Source organism: Pelosinus sp. IPA-1 (assembly GCF_030269905.1).
Lineage (GTDB): Bacteria > Bacillota > Negativicutes > DSM-13327 > DSM-13327 > Pelosinus.
Genome location: NZ_BSVC01000007.1, coordinates 234,582 through 256,797 on the forward strand (window position 1 = coordinate 234,582; position 22,216 = coordinate 256,797).

The 22,216-nt window shown below is 38.0% G+C and carries 20 protein-coding genes, 4 tRNA genes and 1 other RNA gene; 24 read left to right on the forward strand and 1 reads right to left on the reverse strand.

Features of this window, described 5'->3' with window-relative positions; translation table 11 throughout:
• Position 1 precedes the first annotated feature (1 nt).
• From QSJ81_RS18150 to QSJ81_RS18190, 9 genes are all read left to right on the forward strand, one after another.
• Positions 2 to 397, forward strand: coding sequence for a cytidine deaminase (locus QSJ81_RS18150; RefSeq protein WP_285718755.1), 396 nt, complete (start codon positions 2 to 4; stop codon positions 395 to 397).
• Positions 397 to 1,293: a GTPase Era gene (era, locus tag QSJ81_RS18155; RefSeq protein ID WP_285718756.1), complete on the forward strand. Its 897-nt coding sequence runs from the start codon at positions 397 to 399 to the stop codon at positions 1,291 to 1,293. Before QSJ81_RS18150 ends, era begins: the two co-directional genes overlap by 1 nt.
• A gap of 263 nt (positions 1,294 to 1,556) precedes the next feature.
• Positions 1,557 to 2,945: a hemolysin family protein gene (locus tag QSJ81_RS18160; protein WP_285718757.1), complete on the forward strand. Its 1,389-nt coding sequence runs from the start codon at positions 1,557 to 1,559 to the stop codon at positions 2,943 to 2,945.
• 89 nt (positions 2,946 to 3,034) lie between these two features.
• Positions 3,035 to 3,166 carry a YqzL family protein gene (locus tag QSJ81_RS18165; protein WP_084159831.1) on the forward strand — a complete coding sequence of 44 codons (132 nt, stop codon included), beginning with the start codon at positions 3,035 to 3,037 and terminating at the stop codon, positions 3,164 to 3,166.
• A 108-nt stretch (positions 3,167 to 3,274) separates the two neighbouring features.
• Positions 3,275 to 4,027, forward strand: a complete 753-nt coding sequence (gene recO / locus QSJ81_RS18170; protein ID WP_285718758.1) for a DNA repair protein RecO — start codon at positions 3,275 to 3,277, stop codon at positions 4,025 to 4,027.
• 112 nt (positions 4,028 to 4,139) lie between these two features.
• A complete protein-coding gene (locus QSJ81_RS18175) occupies positions 4,140 to 4,595 on the forward strand; it encodes a DUF4342 domain-containing protein (RefSeq protein WP_285718759.1) in 456 nt (151 codons plus the stop codon).
• A gap of 339 nt (positions 4,596 to 4,934) precedes the next feature.
• Positions 4,935 to 5,810 (forward strand): glycine--tRNA ligase subunit alpha, encoded by an 876-nt coding sequence (gene glyQ / locus QSJ81_RS18180; protein WP_038671535.1) that lies wholly within the window; start codon positions 4,935 to 4,937, stop codon positions 5,808 to 5,810.
• Positions 5,811 to 5,812: 2 nt separating this feature from the next.
• Positions 5,813 to 7,876, forward strand: a complete 2,064-nt coding sequence (gene glyS, locus QSJ81_RS18185) for a glycine--tRNA ligase subunit beta (protein WP_285718760.1) — start codon at positions 5,813 to 5,815, stop codon at positions 7,874 to 7,876.
• Positions 7,877 to 8,127: 251 nt separating this feature from the next.
• Positions 8,128 to 8,955, forward strand: coding sequence for a pyruvate, water dikinase regulatory protein (locus tag QSJ81_RS18190; RefSeq protein WP_285718884.1), 828 nt, complete (start codon positions 8,128 to 8,130; stop codon positions 8,953 to 8,955).
• Positions 8,956 to 8,993: 38 nt separating this feature from the next.
• Here QSJ81_RS18190 and QSJ81_RS18195 read toward each other — a convergent pair whose 3' ends face one another.
• On the reverse strand, positions 8,994 to 9,470 hold the full coding sequence (locus QSJ81_RS18195; protein ID WP_285718761.1) for an LptA/OstA family protein: 477 nt from the start codon (positions 9,468 to 9,470) through the stop codon (positions 8,994 to 8,996).
• A gap of 205 nt (positions 9,471 to 9,675) precedes the next feature.
• On the opposite strand from QSJ81_RS18195, the gene QSJ81_RS18200 reads away from it, so the two are divergent.
• From QSJ81_RS18200 to QSJ81_RS18270, 15 genes are all read left to right on the forward strand, one after another.
• Entirely contained in the window at positions 9,676 to 10,671 is a 996-nt protein-coding gene (locus tag QSJ81_RS18200; protein WP_285718762.1) for a deoxyguanosinetriphosphate triphosphohydrolase, read from the forward strand.
• A 497-nt stretch (positions 10,672 to 11,168) separates the two neighbouring features.
• Positions 11,169 to 12,980, forward strand: a complete 1,812-nt coding sequence (gene dnaG, locus QSJ81_RS18205) for a DNA primase (protein ID WP_285718763.1) — start codon at positions 11,169 to 11,171, stop codon at positions 12,978 to 12,980.
• Positions 12,981 to 13,015: 35 nt separating this feature from the next.
• Positions 13,016 to 14,149 carry an RNA polymerase sigma factor RpoD gene (gene rpoD / locus QSJ81_RS18210; RefSeq protein ID WP_038671523.1) on the forward strand — a complete coding sequence of 378 codons (1,134 nt, stop codon included), beginning with the start codon at positions 13,016 to 13,018 and terminating at the stop codon, positions 14,147 to 14,149.
• Between the two features lie 92 nt (positions 14,150 to 14,241).
• Positions 14,242 to 14,317 (forward strand) — tRNA-Asn (locus QSJ81_RS18215).
• 54 nt (positions 14,318 to 14,371) lie between these two features.
• Positions 14,372 to 14,446: transfer RNA gene (locus tag QSJ81_RS18220), tRNA-Ile, on the forward strand.
• Positions 14,447 to 14,465: 19 nt separating this feature from the next.
• Positions 14,466 to 14,540: transfer RNA gene (locus tag QSJ81_RS18225), tRNA-Glu, on the forward strand.
• Between the two features lie 4 nt (positions 14,541 to 14,544).
• A tRNA-Val gene (locus tag QSJ81_RS18230) sits at positions 14,545 to 14,620 on the forward strand.
• A gap of 321 nt (positions 14,621 to 14,941) precedes the next feature.
• Entirely contained in the window at positions 14,942 to 15,631 is a 690-nt protein-coding gene (locus QSJ81_RS18235) for a tRNA (adenine(22)-N(1))-methyltransferase (RefSeq protein ID WP_285718764.1), read from the forward strand.
• Positions 15,622 to 16,740: a Nif3-like dinuclear metal center hexameric protein gene (locus QSJ81_RS18240; protein ID WP_285718765.1), complete on the forward strand. Its 1,119-nt coding sequence runs from the start codon at positions 15,622 to 15,624 to the stop codon at positions 16,738 to 16,740. The genes QSJ81_RS18235 and QSJ81_RS18240 overlap by 10 nt, the downstream gene beginning before the upstream one ends.
• 83 nt (positions 16,741 to 16,823) lie before the next feature.
• Positions 16,824 to 17,177, forward strand: an RNA gene (gene rnpB / locus QSJ81_RS18245) — RNase P RNA component class A.
• 246 nt (positions 17,178 to 17,423) lie between these two features.
• Positions 17,424 to 17,747 carry a thioredoxin gene (trxA, locus tag QSJ81_RS18250; protein ID WP_038671518.1) on the forward strand — a complete coding sequence of 108 codons (324 nt, stop codon included), beginning with the start codon at positions 17,424 to 17,426 and terminating at the stop codon, positions 17,745 to 17,747.
• Between the two features lie 122 nt (positions 17,748 to 17,869).
• A complete protein-coding gene (locus tag QSJ81_RS18255; RefSeq protein WP_071842019.1) occupies positions 17,870 to 18,028 on the forward strand; it encodes a twin-arginine translocase TatA/TatE family subunit in 159 nt (52 codons plus the stop codon).
• A gap of 90 nt (positions 18,029 to 18,118) precedes the next feature.
• Complete coding sequence (gene nirJ2 / locus QSJ81_RS18260; RefSeq protein ID WP_285718766.1) at positions 18,119 to 19,117, forward strand: putative heme d1 biosynthesis radical SAM protein NirJ2; 999 nt, start codon at positions 18,119 to 18,121, stop codon at positions 19,115 to 19,117.
• A 70-nt stretch (positions 19,118 to 19,187) separates the two neighbouring features.
• The gene (locus tag QSJ81_RS18265) at positions 19,188 to 20,288 is read left to right on the forward strand and encodes a hydrogenase small subunit (RefSeq protein WP_285718767.1); all 1,101 of its coding nucleotides are present in this window, start codon (positions 19,188 to 19,190) and stop codon (positions 20,286 to 20,288) included.
• Between the two features lie 21 nt (positions 20,289 to 20,309).
• Positions 20,310 to 22,208: a nickel-dependent hydrogenase large subunit gene (locus QSJ81_RS18270; protein WP_285718768.1), complete on the forward strand. Its 1,899-nt coding sequence runs from the start codon at positions 20,310 to 20,312 to the stop codon at positions 22,206 to 22,208.
• Positions 22,209 to 22,216 lie beyond the last annotated feature (8 nt).

A 22,216-nucleotide genomic window follows, 5' to 3' on the forward strand; every position in this document is an offset into this window, starting at 1 on the left:
TATGGAAAACATAATAAAAGCCGCAAAGGATAGCCGTGAACATGCTTATGTGCCTTATTCCAAATTTAAGGTAGGGGCCGCGGTGATAACAAAAGAAGGTAAGATTTATACGGGCTGTAATGTTGAAAATGCTTCTTATGGACTATGTAATTGTGCGGAGCGGACGGCCATATTTAAAGCTATTTCCGAAGGCGAAAGGGAATTAGTGACTATCGCCGTTGTAGCCGATACGATCAAGCCTGTAGCACCTTGTGGTGCATGTAGACAAGTAATGGCTGAATTTGACATTGAAAAAGTAATTATGTGCAATTTACAGGGCGAAGAATATGTTGCAACATTAAAAGACTTATTACCCTATTCATTCGAAAAAAAACATTTGTCAGGAGAACAAGAATAATGGAAGTTAAGAAAGATCATAAATCAGGATTCGTTTCAGTTATTGGCAGACCAAATGTAGGAAAATCAACCTTAATTAATAGTTTGATTGGACAAAAAGTAGTTATTATGTCTGATAAACCCCAGACCACTCGGAATAAAATTATGTGTGTGCTTACCTTAGATGATGCACAGATTTTGTTCATTGATACACCTGGTATACATAAGCCTAAACATAAGTTAGGTGAATATATGCAAAAAGCAGCAGAAAATACACTGCGTGAAGTAGATGTTATCTTTTTTGTTGTGGATGCTACAGAAGATATTGGTGGCGGTGAAAAATATATATTAGAGTTACTAAATGCCATTCAGACTCCTGTTATACTGGTAGTAAATAAAATTGATAAAATTGAAAAGGCCAAATTACTGCCAATTATACAAAAATATTCTGCTTGTTATAAATTTGCTGGTGTAGTGCCAATATCCGCTATGGAGCATACTAATTTAGATGGTTTAGTTAGTGAAGTTAAGAAATATTTAGAGCCAGGGCCTCAATATTATCCTGAAGATATGATTACTGATCAACCGGAACGTTTGGTCATTGCAGAACTCATTCGTGAAAAAGTTCTTCATGCTACGCGAGACGAAATTCCCCATTCCATTGCTGTAGATATAGAAGAAATAACAACTAGAGCCAATGAAGATTTGTATATTCGGGCTGTTGTTTATGTTGAAAGGGAATCTCAGAAAGGTATTGTGATTGGTGCCAAAGGGCAGCTGCTAAAAGACGTGGGACGATTGGCAAGGGCTGATATTGAAAACTTGTTAGGTTCTAAAATATACCTAGATCTTTGGGTAAAAGTGAAAAAGGATTGGCGTAATAAAGAAGGAAGTTTACGTACCTTTGGTTATGAATAACCTGAAAGCTTAACATAATTCCAATTTTTTGAATGGCTATCGCTTAGCGATAGCCATTCTTTGTTGACCGAAGCGTCTTCGGGTGGTATCATTTGTAAAGAGGGGTAAAAATAAATTTTTAGGACGGTTGTTTTCATTTATTATGCCAAACTGGGACATAATAAATTTGCAGTGAAGTCATGGTAGAGAAAAAGGACAATAATGTCTATTGTCCGCTAAAGAAAATTTTAAAGAAATTTAAGGCCCATGTTTAAGGGCATTGTTTGTTATATAGTAATGAATTTGATACGGTAACAGATTTTGGGGAGAGATGCGCTATTTTCGATTCGCCTTTATATGACTTATTTAAATTATTTGGAGCCTTATTACTCGTTTTATTAAATGGATTTTTTGTACTCGCAGAATTTTCTCTAGTAAAGATTCGTAAGACTCGTTTAGAAGAGCTAGTTCAGCAAGGAAATAGTCGAGCAGAGCTGGCTCTTAAAGTGGTATCTTCTTTTGATACTTATCTTGGGGCGACTCAGTTAGGTATTACCTTAGCATCACTAGCCTTAGGTTGGCTCGGAGAGCCAGCAATTTCTTCGTTATTAGAACCTATATTGTATGATTATTTTCCAGGATCTACTTGGTTATTAAGTACCATTAGTATTGGAATTGGATTTATCATTATTACCTTCTTGCATATTGTTGTAGGTGAACTGGTTCCAAAATCGATGGCAATTCAAAGAGCCGAAAGCATGGCATTGTTTTGTGTATGGCCTTTATATGTTTTTCATAAAATGGGCTATCCCATTATTATATTGTTTAACCGCGCGGCAAAAGCTTTGTTAGCCGTAATGGGGATGCAAGCACCTAATGAAACTGAATTAGCTCATTCAGAAGAAGAGTTAAGAATGATTGTTAGTGCAAGTCATCGGGGTGGAATCCTAAATCAAATGGAAAGTGAACTTATTGATAATGTATTTGATTTTGCTGATCGCTTAGCCCGTGAGGTTATGGTACCACGTCAGGATATGGTTTGTTTGTTTGCAGACGATTCTTATGAGGAAAATCTAAAGGTGGTTCGCGAAGCGCACCATACTCGTTTTCCTTTATGTTTTGAAGATAAAGACCACATTGTGGGTATGATTCATCTGCGAGATTTAATGGACTTTGATTTGTGTAATGCGGAAGAAAAAGATTTAAAGACAATTATGAGGGAAATACTAGTTATTCCTGAGGGAATGTCCGTTGCTAAGTTACTACAAATGATGCGCCGCAAACGAATCCACCTAGCAGTAGTAGTAGATGAATATGGTGGTACAGCTGGATTAGTTGCATTAGAAGATGTCATTGAAGAGATTGTTGGTGATATTCAGGATGAACATGATGACATCATTCAACCAGAAATTCAACGTTTGCCTGATAATACGTATGAGTTTGATGGCCGGGTTCTGTTTGACGATGTGGCTGAATTATTAGATATACGTTTAGATGATCATGAAGAGGACACAATTGGCGGTTATATATTTGGTTTATTAGGGCGCCGCCCAGAGATTGGTGATGAAGTAAATATTGGTGAATATAGTTTCAGTGTACTGCAGGTAACTGGTTTTCGTGTTGTTAGGGTTAAAGCTTTACCTCTTCCACCAGAGGAAGAAAGCGAAGCTTAGATATATAGAACTAGATATTCTAGGAGGGAGGTTATTAGGCGAGAATCTTTGATGGTCGTATAAAAATATGTGCGAAGGGATGATGTCAAGTGTTGTTACGGGATTTAATGTGGGAAGTTTTCCAAAGTACCGGACATATTGGGGCATATTTGATGTATCGTTCATGCACTGAATCTAAAGATCAACTTGAAACACCGCCAGATAGCAATGTAGGACTTTAATTGTCCTTGTATTGAATATGATAGTTCTTCAAATCGCAATAGGGGTGAGCTACTATGTGCCGCCCCTTACATAATTTTTAATTCTTAAGTAGGGTAATTGAGGGAAATATGGCACAATATCAAACAGAAGCCATTTTAGTGGCCACGCGTGACTGGGGCGAGGCTGATAAAATGGTAACTTTATTTTCTCGTGAGTATGGAAAAATTACGGCGTTTGCCAACGGGGCTAGACGCCCAAAGAGTCCTTTGGCTGGGGGAATGCAGCTATTTACACATCTCGATGTAAGATTGGCGGCAGGGAAAAATTATGATTCTGTTAAGCAGTGTGAAATAAAACATTCTTTTCGGCATGTGCAAGAAGATTTTAATTGTATGGCATATGGTACTTTTATAGCCGAATTAGTTGCAGAACTTTGTCCTGAGAGGCAGCCAGAACCTCAAGTTTTTGATTTATTAGTAGAAGTGCTTATCATACTTAGCTTACGTAATCCTCGTATGGTGGCACTGGCTTGGGCTTGGCAATTATTGTTTATCATGGGTTACTACCCTGAATTTAAAGAATGTGTTAGTTGTGGACAAGTATTAACCTTGCCTGGTTATTTTAGCTTAACCAACGGGGGCTGCGTTTGTGCTACTTGCAATCATAACGACCTTCTAGAAGTGAGTGATAAAATTTATAATTTTATCACTTGTTTATTACATATTGATTGGAAAAACCCTGTTGAGTTTACTGTAAGTGGTACCGTTTTAATGCAAACTGAAAGAATACTTATGGAATATTTAACTCATTGCTTGGACAAACCTTTAAAGTCTATGAACTTTATAAAACAAGTGTCCGGAGTAATGCAAAGCGGAACATGAGTAAAGCATTTTAAAAATTATGTGGACGGTAAGATAGAATTGGTGTTGTTTATCGAATAACTAGGATTGTAATGGGAGATAATAAGAAAAATGTGGATAGGAGGGTATAATAATGGAAGAAATAACATTGGAGAACATTGACATCCTACGGGAGCGTACTGGCATATCTTACAAAGAGGCGAAAGAGGCTTTGGAAAGAAATCAAGGGAATTTACTTGAGGCCTTAATTGAACTTGACGATAAGAAAAATACAAAATGGACAGACAGCTTTTCTGTGAATTCAAGCGATGTGATTGATAAGGTAAAAGAATTGCTTCATGAAGGCAATGTGAATAAGATCAGTATCAAGAGTGAGGGACGTACTGTTGTCGAAATTCCTGTAGCACTGGGGGCAATTGGTGCTGTAGTATTGCCACAGATTGCTGCACTTGGCGTATTAGTAGCAATGTTTAAGCGTTGTAGTATTGAAGTAGTTCGTAATGATGGCAGTACAACTGAGACAGAAGTTTCAGATGATAAAAGTGTAAATGAGCAAAAACAAAATCATCACAATAATAGTGGAATTTAGCTGCTATAAGCATTGACAAATAAAGTTAGGTTTGTTATGATTTTAACTAAATTACGGCAATGCGGGAAAATAGTAGCCTATAGTTATAGCGAGCTAGGGAGAGTGAAAGCCTAGCCATTTAAAAGGTGAAGGGCATTCCCAAGCTGCAAGAGGAAATTCTAAAATTGGATTAATAGATTCTTTTTAGGAGAGTAAAGCTTGCTATAGTATAAGGTGGATCATATATTATATGGTCAATCAGGGTGGAACCGCGGGATTAAACCTCTCGTCCCTGTAACGATATGTTACTGTGGATGAAGGGGTTTTTATTTTATTTAATATTGAGGGAGGCTATTATAATTGACTTTTCAAGAGATGATTTTAACACTTCAGAATTTCTGGGCTGAACAAAATTGCATTTTAATGCAACCTTATGACGTGGAGAAGGGGGCAGGTACCATGAACCCAGCTACCTTCCTTAGGGCTTTAGGCCCTGAGCCTTGGAATGTAGCTTATGTGGAGCCATCACGTCGTCCTGCTGATGGTCGCTATGGAGAAAATCCTAATCGTTTACTGCAACATCATCAATACCAGGTTATTATGAAACCTTCGCCAGCTAACATTCAAGAATTATATTTAGAGAGTTTAGTTCGTTTGGGGATTGATCCTAGCCAACATGATATTCGTTTTGTAGAAGATAACTGGGAATCTCCAACTCTTGGAGCTTGGGGACTTGGTTGGGAAGTATGGCTTGATGGTATGGAAATCACTCAGTTTACTTATTTTCAACAAGTCGGTAGTATTGATGTTAAACCTGTATCCGTAGAAATTACCTATGGTTTGGAGCGCTTGGCTATGTACATACAAGGGAAAGAAAACGTGTATGAATTAGAATGGGTAAATGGTGTTACTTATGGCGATGTATTTCACCGTAATGAAGTAGAGCAATCCCACTACAACTTTGAAATAGCCGATGTTAACTTATTATTCCAGCTTTTTGATATGTATGAAAAAGAAGCCATTCGTATTATTGAGTCTGGTTTTGTACTGCCAGCTTATGATTATGTGTTAAAATGCTCTCATACTTTTAATTTATTGGATGCTCGTGGTGCTATTAGTGTTAGCGAACGTACAGGTTTTATTGGAAGGGTACGTAATATGGCAAGGCTCTGTGCACAAGGGTATTTAGAACAGCGTGAAAAATTAGGTTTTCCGTTGCTCAAGGAGGTTAAATAATTATGGCAAAAGATTTATTATTCGAAATTGGTACAGAAGAAATTCCTGCCAGGTTTATGCCAGGGGCTTTGCGGCAATTAGAAAGTGTTACTAAAAGTAAATTAGATGAGCTCAGAATTGGGTATGGTGAAATTAAAGTTGTCGGTACACCTCGCCGCATGGCCTTGATTATACGTAATATGGTGGAGGAGCAGGCTGATAAAAATAGTGAAAATAAGGGTCCTTCTATAAAGATCGCCTTTGATAATAATGGTGCTCCTACAAAAGCTGCTCAAGGGTTTGCACGTGGGCAAGGGGTAGATGCAACTCAATTAGTTGTAAAAGATGGATATGTTTATGCTATGGTGCATGAAGTAGGCAAGCAAGTAAAAGAGTTACTACCAGCTATGTTAACTAGTATTATTGATAGCCTTAATTTTCCTAAAAATATGCGTTGGGCTAATCTAGATAAGAAATTTGTTCGCCCTATTCGTTGGATGGTGGCGCTTTTTGGTAATGAGGTTATTCCTTTTACCGTTGCAGAAGTATCCACAAGTAATGTTACTCGTGGGCATCGATTCTTAAGTAAAGGAGAAATAGTCATTCATTCTGTTGATGATTATTTTGAAGCATTACATAAAAACTATGTTATGGTTGATCAAGATGTACGTCGTAAGGTGATTCGTGAACAAGTGGAAAAAATTGCTCTTAATCAAGGCGGTACTGCTGCGATTGATGAAGATTTGCTAGAAGAAGTAGTATATCTTGTAGAATATCCGACAGCCCTGTACGGACAATTTGAAGATAAGTATTTGTCACTGCCTCCAGAGGCTGTAATTACTCCTATGCGTGAGCATCAACGTTATTTCCCTGTAATCTCCAAAGAAGGGAAACTTCTACCTGTATTTATTACTGTTCGTAATGGTGGATCTGAACATATTGATATTGTTCGTCATGGTAATGAGAGGGTGCTTAAAGCGAGGTTATCTGATGCTCAGTTCTTTTTTGAAGAAGACAAGAAAGTTAAATTAATTGATCGATTAGACAAACTAAAGACGATTGTTTTTCAAGAAGGCTTGGGCACAATCTATGATAAAACAATACGTGTTAGAGAGCTTTCGATTAATATTGCCGAATCAGTTGGGGCTACTGATGATTTGCATCCTATAATTGAAAGAGGTGCTACCTTAGCAAAGACGGATCTTGTTACGGGTATGGTTTGTGAGTTTACTGAATTACAAGGTACCATGGGACGAGAATATGCGTTATTAAATAAAGAGCAGCCAGAAGTGGCTCAGGCTATATTTGAACATTATTTACCGCGTTTTGCTGGCGATGTATTACCAGAGAGTGTTGCAGGACGAGTTATTAGTATTGCTGATAAGCTTGATAATATTGTGGCAACCTTTAGTCGAGGCTTAATACCAACAGGATCCCAAGATCCGTATGCCTTACGGCGTCAGGCACTAGGAATTGTTAACATCTTAATTGATGGCAAATATCATGTATCTTTACATGCTATGCTGGTTAAGGCAATGGATTTACTACGTATTAATGATGATAAACGACAAGCGGATTTGCTAGCTGAAATACAGGAGTTTTTCCGACTCAGGATTAAAAATGTTTTATCGGATGAAAATATTCGTTATGATCTGATTGATGCGGTTATGGCAGTCGGAGTGGATGATATTTATGATACTTGGCTAAGGGCTAAAGCGATGGCTACTGATGGTTGCAGCAGTGAAATGCAAAAAGCTGTACAGGCTTTTACCCGTGTTGGTAATTTAGCTAAAAATGCACCGGTTGAACTGATTGAAGAAAATCTATTTGTGGTTGACGAAGAACGTGCTTTATACCATGCATGCAAATTGGCTCGTCAAGAGGTTTGCAAAATGACAGAAGCGAAAGATTATGCTGGTGTTATTGGGATTATGATTAATATGACTCAGCCAATTGATGCTTTTTTTAGTGTGGTAATGGTCATGGTTGAAGATTTGCAAGTGCGAAATAATCGTTTAGCATTACTAAAAGCGATTATGGGGCTTAGTACAAAGATGGCAGATTTGAGTAAAATCGTTGCTTTATAATAAACGAGTGAAAATAAGCCTGTACATTTGTACAGGCTTATTTTGCTGTAATAATGGTTACTTTCTAGGTGCTCTCAAAGGTTTTAGAAAGAGGATTTTGTATGATTTTAGCGTATAATACACAATATAGTATTTGTCGAGCCATTATAGTTAGATACATATTGAGGTATATATATTGATATTAAATATAGCGAAAGTTGCAATAAATAGTTGTTGTATACAAGGAGGTAAGTGTCATAGCTAAACCATCTATAATTTATGCTTTATCTGATTCTATTGGAGAAACAGCGGAAATGATAGCTAGAGCAACGGCCAGTCAGTTTCAAGTTGGATCTTTTGAAATTATTCGTATTCCTTATATTAAAAGTACTGATCAAATTGAACGAATCCTTGAGGAAGCAGCAAATAATACAAGTGTTATTTGCCATACAATCGTAGGCCCTGAACTTAGGAAGGCGTTGCTGTCTCAAGCGAAGCGTCATGGTATTCCAACCATAGATATTATGGGACCTATGATAAATGCGGTGCAGCATGTGTCGGGGCTCCATCCTCAATTAAAGCCTGGGCTAATTCATACACTAGATCAAGCTTATTTTAAACGTGTTGCAGCGATTGAGTTTGCGGTAAAATATGATGATGGTAAAAATCCTTGTGGTATCTTAAAGGCAGATGTTGTATTGGTTGGAGTTTCACGCACGTCTAAGACTCCCCTTAGTATGTATCTAGCCCATAAGGAGCTAAAGGTGGCTAATGTACCAATGGTTCCTGAAGTAGCACCACCTAAAGAGCTATTTGAAATTCCTGCAGAGCGTATTGTAGGGCTAATTATCGATCCTATTAAGCTTAATAACATTCGTGCAGAAAGATTACGATCCATGGGACTCGATCCTGCGTCCTGTTATGCTGATTCCCAGCGAATCACAGAGGAAGTTGAATACGCTAAAAGTATCATGTATAAGTTGAAATGCCCGATTATTGATGTATCAAACAAGGCGATTGAAGAAACTGCAAATAAAATTATGGAACTTGTTTGCAAAAAAAAACAGTCAGCTGTCTATGGGAACGAATTCTGTTCATAAGTAAAAAAACTCCAGCAAAAGAGCTGGAGTTTTTTTACTTATAGAAAGGTATTTGTAGCTATATTATATCTTGCGGTATCCGTAGTCAGGAGGCTGTCATTTTGTCTAATTTGTACATTGCCGCTAAATACGGCATTTTTATCTCGCCAGTTATAGTCCACTTGATTGGCAGTAACCTTAAGATTTTCACGGGAGAACACCACATTTCCTTCGACGACAGCATGATCTTGACTGCCATATACATATACCTTATCAGCGGTAAAGGAGATGTCGTCTTGGCTAACTGTTATGCCACCAGTTCCCCAAACTTCTAAGGAAGCCATATTTACTTTAGCTTGACCAGCAGTAATAATACGGTTTTTTAGTTCTATGTAAACATTTCCGTTTAATACATATAAACCTGTATTAATATCAAAATATTGTTGGTCCGCTGTGATGGTTGGTTTGGCAGCTAAAGTAGTGCCTGCAAAAAGTAACATAAGGAGCAATGTGAGTAGGAAAACTTTAGTTTTCATAGTAACTTCCTTTCGTTTTTAGAATAGCTAGCAAGCTGAGAAATAGATCTTTTTTTATTATAACAGAAATGTAGAGAAAAATGGAGGGATAAATGGATGGTATGATGAAATGATTATAAGAATAAAATGGATAATGGAAGTAGGTCACAAGGAGAGAAGGTAGTATTCCATATAATAGATTATTTGTAAAATGGAGGGCGATATTATGAACATACGCGAACGTATTGAAGAGCAAGAACATAAGATGCTATCAGCTTTTGCAAGTAAGAGTAGGGATGCAATGAGAGAAAAAGAAGAAGAAGCTTGTGAATTTCGTACCGCTTTTCAACGTGATCGTGACCGAATTATTCATAGTAAGTCTTTTAGACGTTTAAAACATAAAACACAAGTATACATTTCTCCTGGCGATCATTATCGCATGCGCATGACTCATAGTTTAGAAGTATCACAAATATCTCGGACAATTGCCAGAGGGCTAATGCTGAATGAGGATTTAACAGAAGCAATTGCTTTAGGGCATGATGTAGGACATACCCCATTTGGACATGTTGGTGAGTACGCTCTACGTGATTTAATTGGACATTATAATCATAATGAACAAAGTTTAAGAGTTGTAGAGCATCTTGAACGTAGTGGAAAGGGGTTAAATTTAACACTGGAGGTAAAGGATGGAATTTTAAATCATACAGGTGCAAATAAACCATTTACCTTAGAAGGTAATATTGTCCGTATTGGCGATCGTATTGCTTATCTGTGCCATGATTATGACGATGGTATTCGTGCAGGTATGATTAAAGCTGTTGATTTACCGGAAAAGGTTGCTCACATATTAGGTACAAATCCTTCGAATATGATTACTGTTATGGTATCTGATATGATTAAGAATTCAGATGGCTATAATGAAATAAAATTGTCTGCAAAAGTTAAAAATGCAATGGAAGAATTTCGTGAGTTCATGTTTCAAAAAGTTTACCATTCTGCGGAGTTAGAATCTGATCGTAAGAAAGCAAAATATATCATTCATAAACTCTACGAGTACTTTACTCTTCACCCAGAAAATTTACCTCAGGAATTCTTAGAACGAGAAGAAAATTGGGGGCTAGAAGCAACCATTGTTGATTATATAGCTGGTTTGACGGATATATATGCTGTTCATTTATTTGAAGAATTATTTATACCTTCAAAATGGATTGCTCGGTAAATCGCATAATAAGATGAATCTAGTAATAGAAAGGTAATCGGCGGATAGTTCGATTACCTTTTATTTAAAAAAAACACATAAATTTTTAGAATGTAATGTGTCGAGGCATACTTTAAATTTATTATCAAATAATATAAGTGTTGTCAATAGGCAAAAGAGGATATTTATAAGTTATCTTGAATACTATTGTTTATGAAAGAATTTAATAAATAAATTGGTGGATTAAAAGCTAAGTAGAATCCGATTATCTCTAGTATAAGATAGTAAGTATAACTGTATATTTATATTCTAGAAGGATTATGGGAATTTATGTAGAAATAAATCACAAAATCAAAATTAGATTTTCTTTTAATTAGATTGGATATGCTATTATTAGCAGGAAAATGAGAAAAAATAGCGAAAATATGACAAATAGGTTAATAGTATGGATTTGCTGTAATGGTATCTAGTCGGAAGAAAAAGCCACAATTGCTATAGGGTAGGTTAAGGGTGAAGTTATGAAAGATGCGGTTTATGATGAGTTTATTGATAGATTACGTTCTGAAAGTGACATTGTAAGTATTCTATCAGATTATGTTCCTTTGAAAAAAAAAGGAAAAAATTATTGGGGCTGCTGTCCATTTCATCATGAGAATACTCCGTCATTTTCTGTAACACCTGAAAAAGGATTTTTTTATTGTTTCGGTTGTCAAAGCGGTGGTAATGTATTCAATTTTTTGATGAAAATTGAAAACGTTAGTTTCTTTGATGCGGTGAAAATGTTGGCTCAAAAAATGAATATTCCTTTGCCAGAAAAGAACAAAACACCACAAGAGCTGGCAAGGGAGCGGGAACATACTAAATTATACCGTGCTAATGAATTAGCTAGGGAGTTTTTTTATGCTTGTTTGACAAAGACAGTCTATGGGAAGCAAGCAAAAGAATATCTAGAATCCCGTGGAGTTACAAATGAAGTTATTGAAAGTTTTAAAATTGGTTTTGCTCCCCCAGCTTGGGATAAATTATTGCATGCCTTCTTAGAACGGGGTATAGAGCAGGATATTATGCTAAAAGCTGGTTTAATTGTGGAACGAAATTCTGGTGATGGTGTTTATGATCGGTTTCGTAATCGCATTATGTTTCCTATTTCTGATGTACGTGGTCGGGTAGTTGGTTTTGGTGGAAGAGTGATTGATGATAGCCAGCCTAAATATCTAAATTCACCAGAGACCCCTGTTTTTAACAAAAGATATATTTTGTTTGGTTTTCATGCTGCTCATAAGTTTATAAAAGAATCTGGGCAAGCCATCGTAGTAGAAGGCTATATGGATGCTATTACTGCCCATGCATATGGCATAAAAAATGTAGTAGCCTCATTAGGAACAGCTTTTTCTCCAGAACAAGCAAAGTTATTACTTCGCAATGCAAATGAAATATGTTTTGCTTATGATAGTGATACGGCTGGTCAAAATGCTACGGTCAGAGCTTTGACAATTCTGCGCAGTATGGGAGCAAATGTGAGAGTGGTATTAATCCCTGATGGAAAAGATCCCGATGAATTTATCCGTAAGCATGGTGCTAAAGCTTTTAAGACATTGATTAAGGAAGCTAATGATGTTTTGGAGTATCAAATCAAGCAGGCTTTTGATAATACAGATTATAGTAGTTTAGAAGGTAAAGTTGCCGTAGTAGCAAAAATAGTTCCAGTGTTAGCTTCGGCGGACAATGCTGTAGAGGTGAACACGCATATTGCGCGTATATCTCAGATGTTGGCAATTGACGAAAGTGCAATACGTAGTGAAGTTCGTAAATATTTGTTTCAAAATAAAAAGGATAAAAATGTAAATGTAGGAAAGAATATATCTAATATATTGGTTACGAGAAAACCATCGATTGCGATAGAGCAGGCCGAAAAACATCTTATTCGCTTGATGTGTGGAGATAGCTCCCTTATACCATATATTGAAAAAGAACTTTCTGTTACAGAAATACAGGGAGAGCACAGGCGTGAAATAATCGAATTAATATTTAAAGAGTATAATATGGGAAAAGATATTACGGATACTGCTTGGACGATGATGCTAAGTGAGACAGCAAATGCGGAATTATCCCATATTATGTTAATCGATATACAATACAATGATAGTGATAGTATAAAAATGGTTGATGATTGTATAAAAAATATGCGCCTAACAAACTTAAAGTTATTGTATGAACAGTCCCGATTAAGGGCTGATGAATTAGAACGTCTGGGGGATAGTGGTTTTCTGCAGGCATTAGCAGAAAGTCAACGAATAAAAGATGAAATTAATAAATTACATTGTGTTTAATCAAAAAAAAAACTACGCCTTGATTGGAGTGGCCAATGGAGGAGGGGAGTAAAATGACAGAAAAAAAGACAATTTCGAGTGAATATGTAACTAAATTAGTGAACAAAGGGAAAAAACAGGGTGGCGTGCTAACTTATAGTGAAATCATGGATACTCTCCAAAGTGAAGATTTATCTCCTGATGAAATTGAAGAGATATATGAGGTCTTTTCTAGTAAGGGAATTGAAATAGTTGATGAACTTCCGGATGATACTGAAAGAGCAGATGAGCCTGATGTTGTAGAGGTAGAAGAAGTAACTCCTGAAGAAGTTGATATTGATTTAACTATTCCAGAGGGGATTAGTATTGACGACCCCGTTCGCATGTATCTTAAGGAAATTGGAAGAGTACCTTTACTGACGGCTGACGAAGAAATTAAACTGGCACAGCGCATGGAGCAAGGTGATGAAGAAGCCAAAAGACGTTTGGCAGAAGCCAATTTGCGGCTTGTAGTTAGTATTGCTAAACGTTATGTTGGGCGTGGTATGTTATTTTTAGATTTAATTCAAGAAGGTAACCTTGGACTAATCAAAGCTGTTGAAAAATTTGATTATAATAAAGGTTACAAATTTAGTACGTATGCTACCTGGTGGATTCGTCAAGCAATTACTCGTGCAATAGCCGATCAGGCGCGGACGATTCGTATTCCTGTGCATATGGTAGAGACTATTAATAAATTGATTCGTGTATCTAGACAATTACTACAGGAATTAGGGCGTGAGCCTCAACCTGAAGAGATTGCAAAAGAGATGGATATTAGTGTTGAGCGTGTAAGAGAGATTATGAAAATTGCTCAAGAACCAGTATCTTTAGAAACGCCAATTGGTGAAGAAGAAGACTCTCATTTAGGAGATTTTATTGAGGATCAGGATGCACCAGCACCAGCTGAGGCAGCTTCTTTCATGCTTTTAAAGGAGCAGTTAGAAGAGGTATTAGAAACTCTTACTCCACGAGAAGAAAAGGTTCTTAGACTGCGATTTGGTTTAGATGATGGACGGGCTCGCACATTAGAAGAAGTAGGACAACACTTTGGTGTTACCCGTGAACGTATTCGACAAATTGAGGCGAAAGCCCTCAGAAAACTACGTCATCCTAGCCGTAGCAAAAAATTAAAAGACTTTTTAGAGTAAAAAACTAAAAAAAATATAAAAATCTTATAATATGAAAAAAAGTTGTTGACGTAATGTTGAAATTGTATTATAATTGTCAATGTTGACGACATTCCTTGATAGCTCAGTTGGTAGAGCAATCGGCTGTTAACCGATCGGTCGTAGGTTCGAGTCCTACTCAAGGAGCCATCTTATATGGATTACAAACAGGCTTTCCTTGGAAAACCTGTTTTAATATCTCTAGGGCCTATAGCTCAGCGGTAGAGCAGCCGGCTCATAACCGGCTGGTCCCTGGTTCGATCCCAGGTGGGCCCACCATTTTATATTACGCAATAAAGGCCCGTTGGTCAAGCGGTTAAGACACCGCCCTTTCACGGCGATAACGGGGGTTCGATTCCCCCACGGGTCACCATAATGGGCGATTAGCTCAGCTGGGAGAGCGCCTGCCTTACAAGCAGGATGTCGGCAGTTCGATCCTGTCATCGCCCACCATTTAAAAATGAAATGCAAAGCAGCATATGCTTTGCATTTTTTTACGGATTAGAGAACTTATTACAATTTTTTCGATTCTAAGTAAAGTAACTAAGGCTTTTGCCTGCAGCTTTATGACTTGGTACAAGCCAAGTCTTTTTTTATAAGTATGTGCTCCAACTACTAAGGAAGAATATTGTATTGCTGCACAAAGGGATTGACTGTCGTTTATGATCCTTTGTGTGCTTTTTTATTTTAGTCGTTGAAATGTTTGTTTATTGATTAGTTGTAAGTTATTTTTGTATAATAACAGAAAGAAAATAAAGGATGAGGTGTAATGCATTGAAGCTTGTTGGAAGATTAGCTGCGTTGGCGGAATTGGTGCCGGAGGGATCGCGTGTGGCAGATATTGGTACTGATCATGCTTATTTACCTATTGAATTAGTGCAAGGGCATATTGTTACTTCAGCAATAGCTGGTGACGTTCATCTGGGGCCTTGGAAGGCAGCAAAAGAACATGTAGATGCCCTCGGGCTTACGCACCGAATTTCTGTCCGTTTAGGTGATGGAATAACAGTGCTTTCTCCAGAAGAAGTGGATGTTGTTATTATTGCTGGTATGGGTGGTCAGACAATTATTGAGATACTAACAGGAAAGCCTGAAGTTACTAAGTCGCTTAAACGTTTAATTTTGCAGCCTATGGTGGCTGCGAATACTGTGAGACGTTGGTTAAATGAAAACCAATGGGATGTTGTTGACGAAAGATTGGTCCAAGAGGAAGGGCGATTGTACGAAATAGTTGTGGCCGAACCAGGGAGGGCAACTAGTTGTGAACCTATTATGTACGACATTGGGGAAAAACTGTGGAGAGATAAACCGGAACTTCTATCTGTACACATTGATCAACTCATTGCTCAGACTAAACGCGTCTTACAGGAGATGTCACTCAGTGATAATGCAAAAAAGAGCCAAAAGTATCATGAATATACCGAAAGATTACAACAATTGGAGGCTAAACGGCGATGTCTGTAAAATGTCAAGTAATTATGGATGCAATGGATAAGTTAGCGCCAAGGCATTTAGCTGAAAGTTGGGATAATGTAGGTTTATTAGTTGGGAGCCCATCCCAAACAATCCATAAGATACTAATTACCTTAGATGTTACGAAGGAGGTTGTAGAGCAAGCGATACTCGATAATGTAGATCTCATCATTGCTCATCACCCTCTTATATTCAAAAGCATTACATCAATACGAACAGATTTGCCGCAAGGGCAAGTTTTATCTAGTCTGATTAAGGCAAATATAGGGGTCTACGCAGCTCATACTAATCTTGATTCAGCGGAGGGGGGCGTTAATGATGCTTTAGCTGCCTGTTTAGGTTTGCAGGATATTGAACCCTTAGCAGTAAACTCCACTGAAAAGTTATGCAAATTAGTAGTGTTTGTGCCGCAAACTCATGTAGAAGTGGTGCGAGAAGCGTTAGCAGCGGCTGGGGCTGGGCATATTGGAAAATATAGTAACTGCACATTTTCGGCAAATGGTATAGGTACTTTTTTACCTTTAGAAGATGCAAAACCATTCATTGGTAATAATGGCAAGTTAGAATCTGTTGAAGAAAGCCGCATTGAAACAGTTATGCCCGAAAAAATTAGTCGTAGGGTAATTAAAGCGATGATTAAAGCCCATCCCTATGAGGAAGTTGCGTATGATTTATATCAACTAATGAATTCAGGTAAAGAATTTGGATTAGGTCGTATAGGTAAGCTCGAAATACCTATGTTGTTTTCAGATTTTGCGGATCGGGTGAAAAAATCATTAGGAGTAGATTCTGTAAATATAGCAGGAGCATGTGATAAGTTGATAAAGAAGGTAGCCGTATGTGGGGGTGCTGGTGCTGGGCTATTGCATAAAGCGGTATTTGCTGGAGCCGATGTATTAGTAACCGGAGATGTAAAATACCATGAAGCCCAGAATGCTATAGTAAGTGGTATTGGTATTGTTGATGCGGGCCATTTTGCCACGGAGCAACCTATATTGTCTCATGTAAAGGAATTTCTCACTTCCTGTGCCGATCAAGGTAAATGGTCGGTTATTGTCGAGGTTGATAAAATCAACAAAAATATTCTACAACGATATTAAAAAATAATTAACCGCAAAAATTCATTGACTTAACAAATAATTTATGATATGATATTATCTCAGTCGATATTGAAATGTTGTTGTGAGTAGGAAAGATGATCGCGGATGCCCATAAAGCATACGAGGAAAGTCCGAGCTCCATAGGGCAGGGTGCTGGATAACGTCCAGCGAGGGCGACCTTAGGGAAAGTGCCATAGAAATGTAAACCGCCAGCTTATGCTGGTAAGGATGGAACGGTGCGGTAAGAGCGCACCAGCAGTCAGGTGACTGGCTGGCTAGGTAAACCCCACCTGGAGCAAGACCGAATAGGGAAGGGATGAAGCTGCCCGCTGAACCTTCCGGGTTGCGTCGCTAGAGCTGTCAGGTAACTGCCAGACTAGATAGATGATCATCACCGCGTGAGCGGAACAGAACTCGGCTTATTGATCACTCACAGCCTTATGTAAATAAACCCTCTATATTCTTAGAATGTAGAGGGTTTTTGTCTTATGTCAGGAAAGCCTTATTGATTGAATTGATAATTGTTATTACATACTATAAATAGTAAAATGAGTTTAAATATCTACTAACTATTGACTTTTAATTAAATGTTTTCTAAAATGTAAATAAGCTAGCAAATAAGCATGATTTAAAATCTAAACAATAGTTAATAATAAGAATCATAAAAAGTAGGAGGTTTTATAATGAGCGTATTGAATATTGCCGATGAAAATGAATTTAAAGAAAAAATATCGCAGAAGGATAAACCTGTACTAGTGGATTTTTGGGCTTCCTGGTGTGGGCCATGTAAAATGGTTGCCCCTGAATTAGAAGCTGTAGGGCAAGAATATGAAGGAAAAGCAGTAGTTATGAAAGTAAATGTTGATGAGCAGCAACAACTTGCTAGTAACTATAATGTGATGGGAATCCCAACCTTATTATTATTTAAAGATGGTGTAGAGGTCGAGCGCATTGTAGGATATCGTCCACGTAAAGATTTAATGGATGCTATCGATAAGGTTATATAAAATTAATAAGGAAAGGCTTAGCCGTGGCTAAGCCTTTCCTTTAATGTTATTCTATATTTTAGAAATTTATATTGTCTAACGGCTATTAATTTGCGATAATATGAGTATAAAGGGGGTTGGTCATGTTTAATTTTAGTATGTCTGAATTAGTGGTTATTTTGGCAATTGCCTTAGTTGTATTTGGACCAGCTAAACTACCGGAGATTGGTAAGGCAATAGGTAAGGGAATTAGTAATTTCAAAACGGCTGTTACCAATGAGGACGATAATCGCAAATCCTAGGATAGGTCATTATTAACTAGAGAATGGAAGTCTGTTTTTTATAGCAAGTAATGTAGTAACTTAGATTAGCAAACCCGGAAGGAGTTCTATATGATCATTTCATGGAATACTACTCAGGCCTGTAATATTAGCTGTGTTCATTGTTATCGTGATGCAGGAACGAAAAGAACAGATGAATTAAGTACGGAAGAAGGTAAGAAATTATTAGACGAAATGGCTCGCGCTGGTTTTAAAATTATTATTTTAAGTGGCGGCGAACCATTAATGCGATCTGATATTTACGAATTAATTCGCTACGCTAAAAGTATTGGCCTAAGGCCTGTACTTGGTACGAATGGAATTCTAATTACTGAAGAAGTAGCTATTAAACTAAAAGAGGCTGGACTTGGAGCAGCGGGGATTAGTCTAGATAGCACTGATAAAAACATTCATGACAAGTTTCGGCAGTCGGAAGGTGCTTGGGATAAAACAATTGCTGCAATGATGGCTTGTAAGAAGGTGGGGCTTCCCTTTCAAATTCACACAACAATAACTACGTGGAATGAAAAGGAAGTTACTGATATTACTGATTTAGCGGTCAAAATAGGAGCTATGGCTCATCATATCTTTTTCTTAGTGCCCACAGGCAGGGGAAAAGATATTGAAGATACTACACTAAAAACAGAGCAATATGAAGCAGTGCTAACACGCATATTAGAGAAACAAAAAGAGGTACCAATTGAACTTAAACCTACCTGTGCGCCTCAATTTATGCGTATAGCTAAGGAACGTAATATACCAATGCGATTTACGCGTGGCTGTTTAGCGGGTACTGGTTATTGTGTAATTCTGCCAAACGGTGACGTACAAGCTTGTCCTTATTTGCCGATTAAGATCGGAAATGTTCGTGAAACTGATTTTGATATCCTTTGGCGAGATAGTGAAATGTTTAATAAATTACGGCACGAAACATTAAAAGGCGGCTGTGGAACTTGTGGCTATGATGGTATTTGTGGTGGCTGCCGGGCTCGCGCTTATTACTATTATGATGGAGATTATATGGCAGAAGAGCCATGGTGTAATCGTGGAGTTAGAGAAGTAAAAAAATAAGGCTCACTTTCTGCGTTCTTATGGACTTGGCATAAGCTAAGTCCTTTTGTAATAAGATGGGAGGTTAATTATGGATAATTTGGAGTCAATGTGGGATTTATTCCAAAAGAAAAATGTAAGTCGGCGTAGTTTTTTGAAAACCTGTGTCACAGTTACAGGAATTTTAGGATTATCGCCAATGATGATTTCAGAAGTGGTATCTGCAGCTGAGAAACAGCCCCTAGTGCCTGTCATTTGGCTACATGGACATGAGTGTACAGGGTGTGATGAGGCTTTTATTCGCTCACAGACACCTTTGGCCTCTGATGTCCTATTAAACATGATTTCCATGGAATATATGGACGTATTAGCTGCTGCTGCAGGTGAACCGTTAGAACAACACCTACAAGAAGTTATGAAGAAGTATAATGGAAAGTATTTACTTGCAATTGAAGGTGCAGTTCCATTAAATGATGATGGTACTTCTTGTATGGTAGGTGGTAAACCCTTTGTACATAATCTTAGAGAAGTAGCAAAAGGTGCTGCTGCAATCATTGAAGTTGGCTCTTGTGCGGCTTGGGGAGGAATTCAAGCTGCTAAACCAAACCCTACTAAATCTGTTTCCGTCAGTGATGTAATTAGTGGCAAGACAATTATAAAGGTACCAGGCTGTCCGCCGATCCCAGAAGTTATCACAGGTGTGATCATGCATTATACCCTATTTGGACAAATTCCTCCTTTGGACAGCAAAGGCCGTCCTAAACAATTTTTTGGCAATCGGATTCATGATACTTGTTATCGTCGTCCCTTTTTTGATTCGGGTATGTTTGTCGAGAAGTTTGATGATGCAGGCAGTAAGGCTGGTTGGTGTTTATATAAGGTTGGGTGTCGCGGACCGGAAGCTTATAATTCTTGTGGTAACATGCGATGGTGGAATGGGCTTTCTTACCCGATTCAATCTGGAGCCCCCTGCGTAGCTTGTGCTTCTAATAACTTCTGGGATAATGATCCGTTTTATGAACGTATGCCTAACATTCCTGTTCCTAATGTCATTGCGAATGCGGATAAAGTTGGCTTGGTTGCGGCAGGCGCCCTTACAGCTGGTGTAATTGCTCATGGTGCTCTTTCTGCTATTCAACATAGAAGACATCATAAGGATGACAATAATGAACGAGATAATGATAATGAATAGAAGAAATGAGGAGGATGTTTTGTGAAACGTGTTGTTGTTGATCCTGTAAATCGTATTGAAGGGCATTTACGATTAGAAGTTACGGTTGATGAAACTACAGGCAAGGTACAAGATGCATTATCTAGTGGCACAGCCTGGCGTGGTATTGAACTAATTTTAAAAGGTCGTGATCCTCGAGATGCATGGCTTTTTGCGCAAAGAATTTGTGGCGTTTGCACTACTGTTCACGCATTAGGTTGCTTGCGGGCAGTAGAAGATGCATTAGGGATCCAAATTCCTAAAAATGCGAACTATATCCGAAACATTATTGCAACGACACAAATGGTACATGATCATATTGTACATTTTTATCATTTACATGCTTTGGATTGGATTAGTCCTGTTGCTGCTCTTAAAGCAGATCCAGCAGCTACCGCAGCTTTACAAAATACAGTGTTAGAAAAATATGATTTAGGCCTAAAAGGTCCAGTTGAATTTGACACTAGTGCATATCCTAAAGAATTCCCTAAGGCTACCACTGCTTATTTTAAGAGTATACAAGATAAAGTGAAAAAAATTGTGGATAGTGGTCAATTAGGGATCTTCTCTGCTCAGTGGTGGGATCACCCTGATTATGATGTAGTACCGCCAGAGGTACATTTAATGGCAGTATCCCATTATTTAAATATGCTTGATAAACAACGTGAAATTGTTATTTCCCATGTCGTCTTTGGTGGAAAAAATCCTCATCCTCATTATGTGGTTGGGGGGATGCCGTGCTCTATTTCGATGAATGACATGAATGCACCGATTAATACAGAACGTTTGGCAGCTGTGGATACGTCAATCAATCTGGCAATCAGTCTTGCTAGTTCTTTTTATGTGCCCGATGTACTAGCAATTGGAGAGTTATACGTTAAAAAGGGTTATGTTGACGGCGGTGGCTTAGCTAAAGAGAGGGTTCTTGGTTTTGGAGACTATCCAGAAGAGACCTATTCTGGAACTTCAAATGGTGATTTTCATAAGAATTTATTGCTGCGCTCTGATGGCGTTGTAGAACAGTTTTCTCAAGGTGTTGATAAAGCCGTGTTTCATACTTTTGAAGCGAAAGACTTAGTGGATCCAGAAGTATTAACGGAAGGTGTTGAGCACTCCTGGTACAATTATCCTGAAAAGGATATAGATTTGCACCCGTGGAGTGGTGTGACTAAACCTGAGTACACTGCACCAAAAGAGGGAACGAAAACTGATTGGAAATACCTTGATGAGAATGGCAAATATTCGTGGATTAAGACCCCAAAATGGAAAGGCAAGATGGCCGAAGTAGGACCTCTTTCGCGTTATATTATAGTATACACGAAAGTAAAGCAAGGAATCATTAAAGAGCCGACTTGGGTTGAAAAAATGATGGTTGACCAAATAGATGGAGTCTCAAAGGTGTTAAATATAGCACCAGAAAAGTGGATGTTATCAACTGTTGGTCGTACGGCAGTACGAGGACTAGAAGCGCAAGTCATGGCATATCTCAGCAAGTATTACTTTGATAAACTAGTAAATAATATTAAAGCTGGCGATACTTCTGTTGCAAATATGGAAAAATGGGAACCTACGATGTGGCCTAAGGAAGCAAAGGGCGTAGGCCTTCATGAAGCGCCTCGTGGTGGTCTTAGCCATTGGGTAGTTATTAAAGATGGCAAAATCGCTAATTATCAGGCAGTTGTACCATCTACTTGGAATGCTTGTCCACGGGATAGTAAGTCTGGTTATGGACCTTATGAAGCTACTATGATGGATACTAAAGTAAGGATTGCTGATAAGCCTCTTGAAATTTTAAAAGCAATACATGCTTTTGATCCTTGTTTAGCTTGTGCTACTCACTTGTATGATACTTCAGGTCGTCAATTGGCAGTTGTACATAGTGATCCTTATTTGAAGGCCTAGGAATGGTA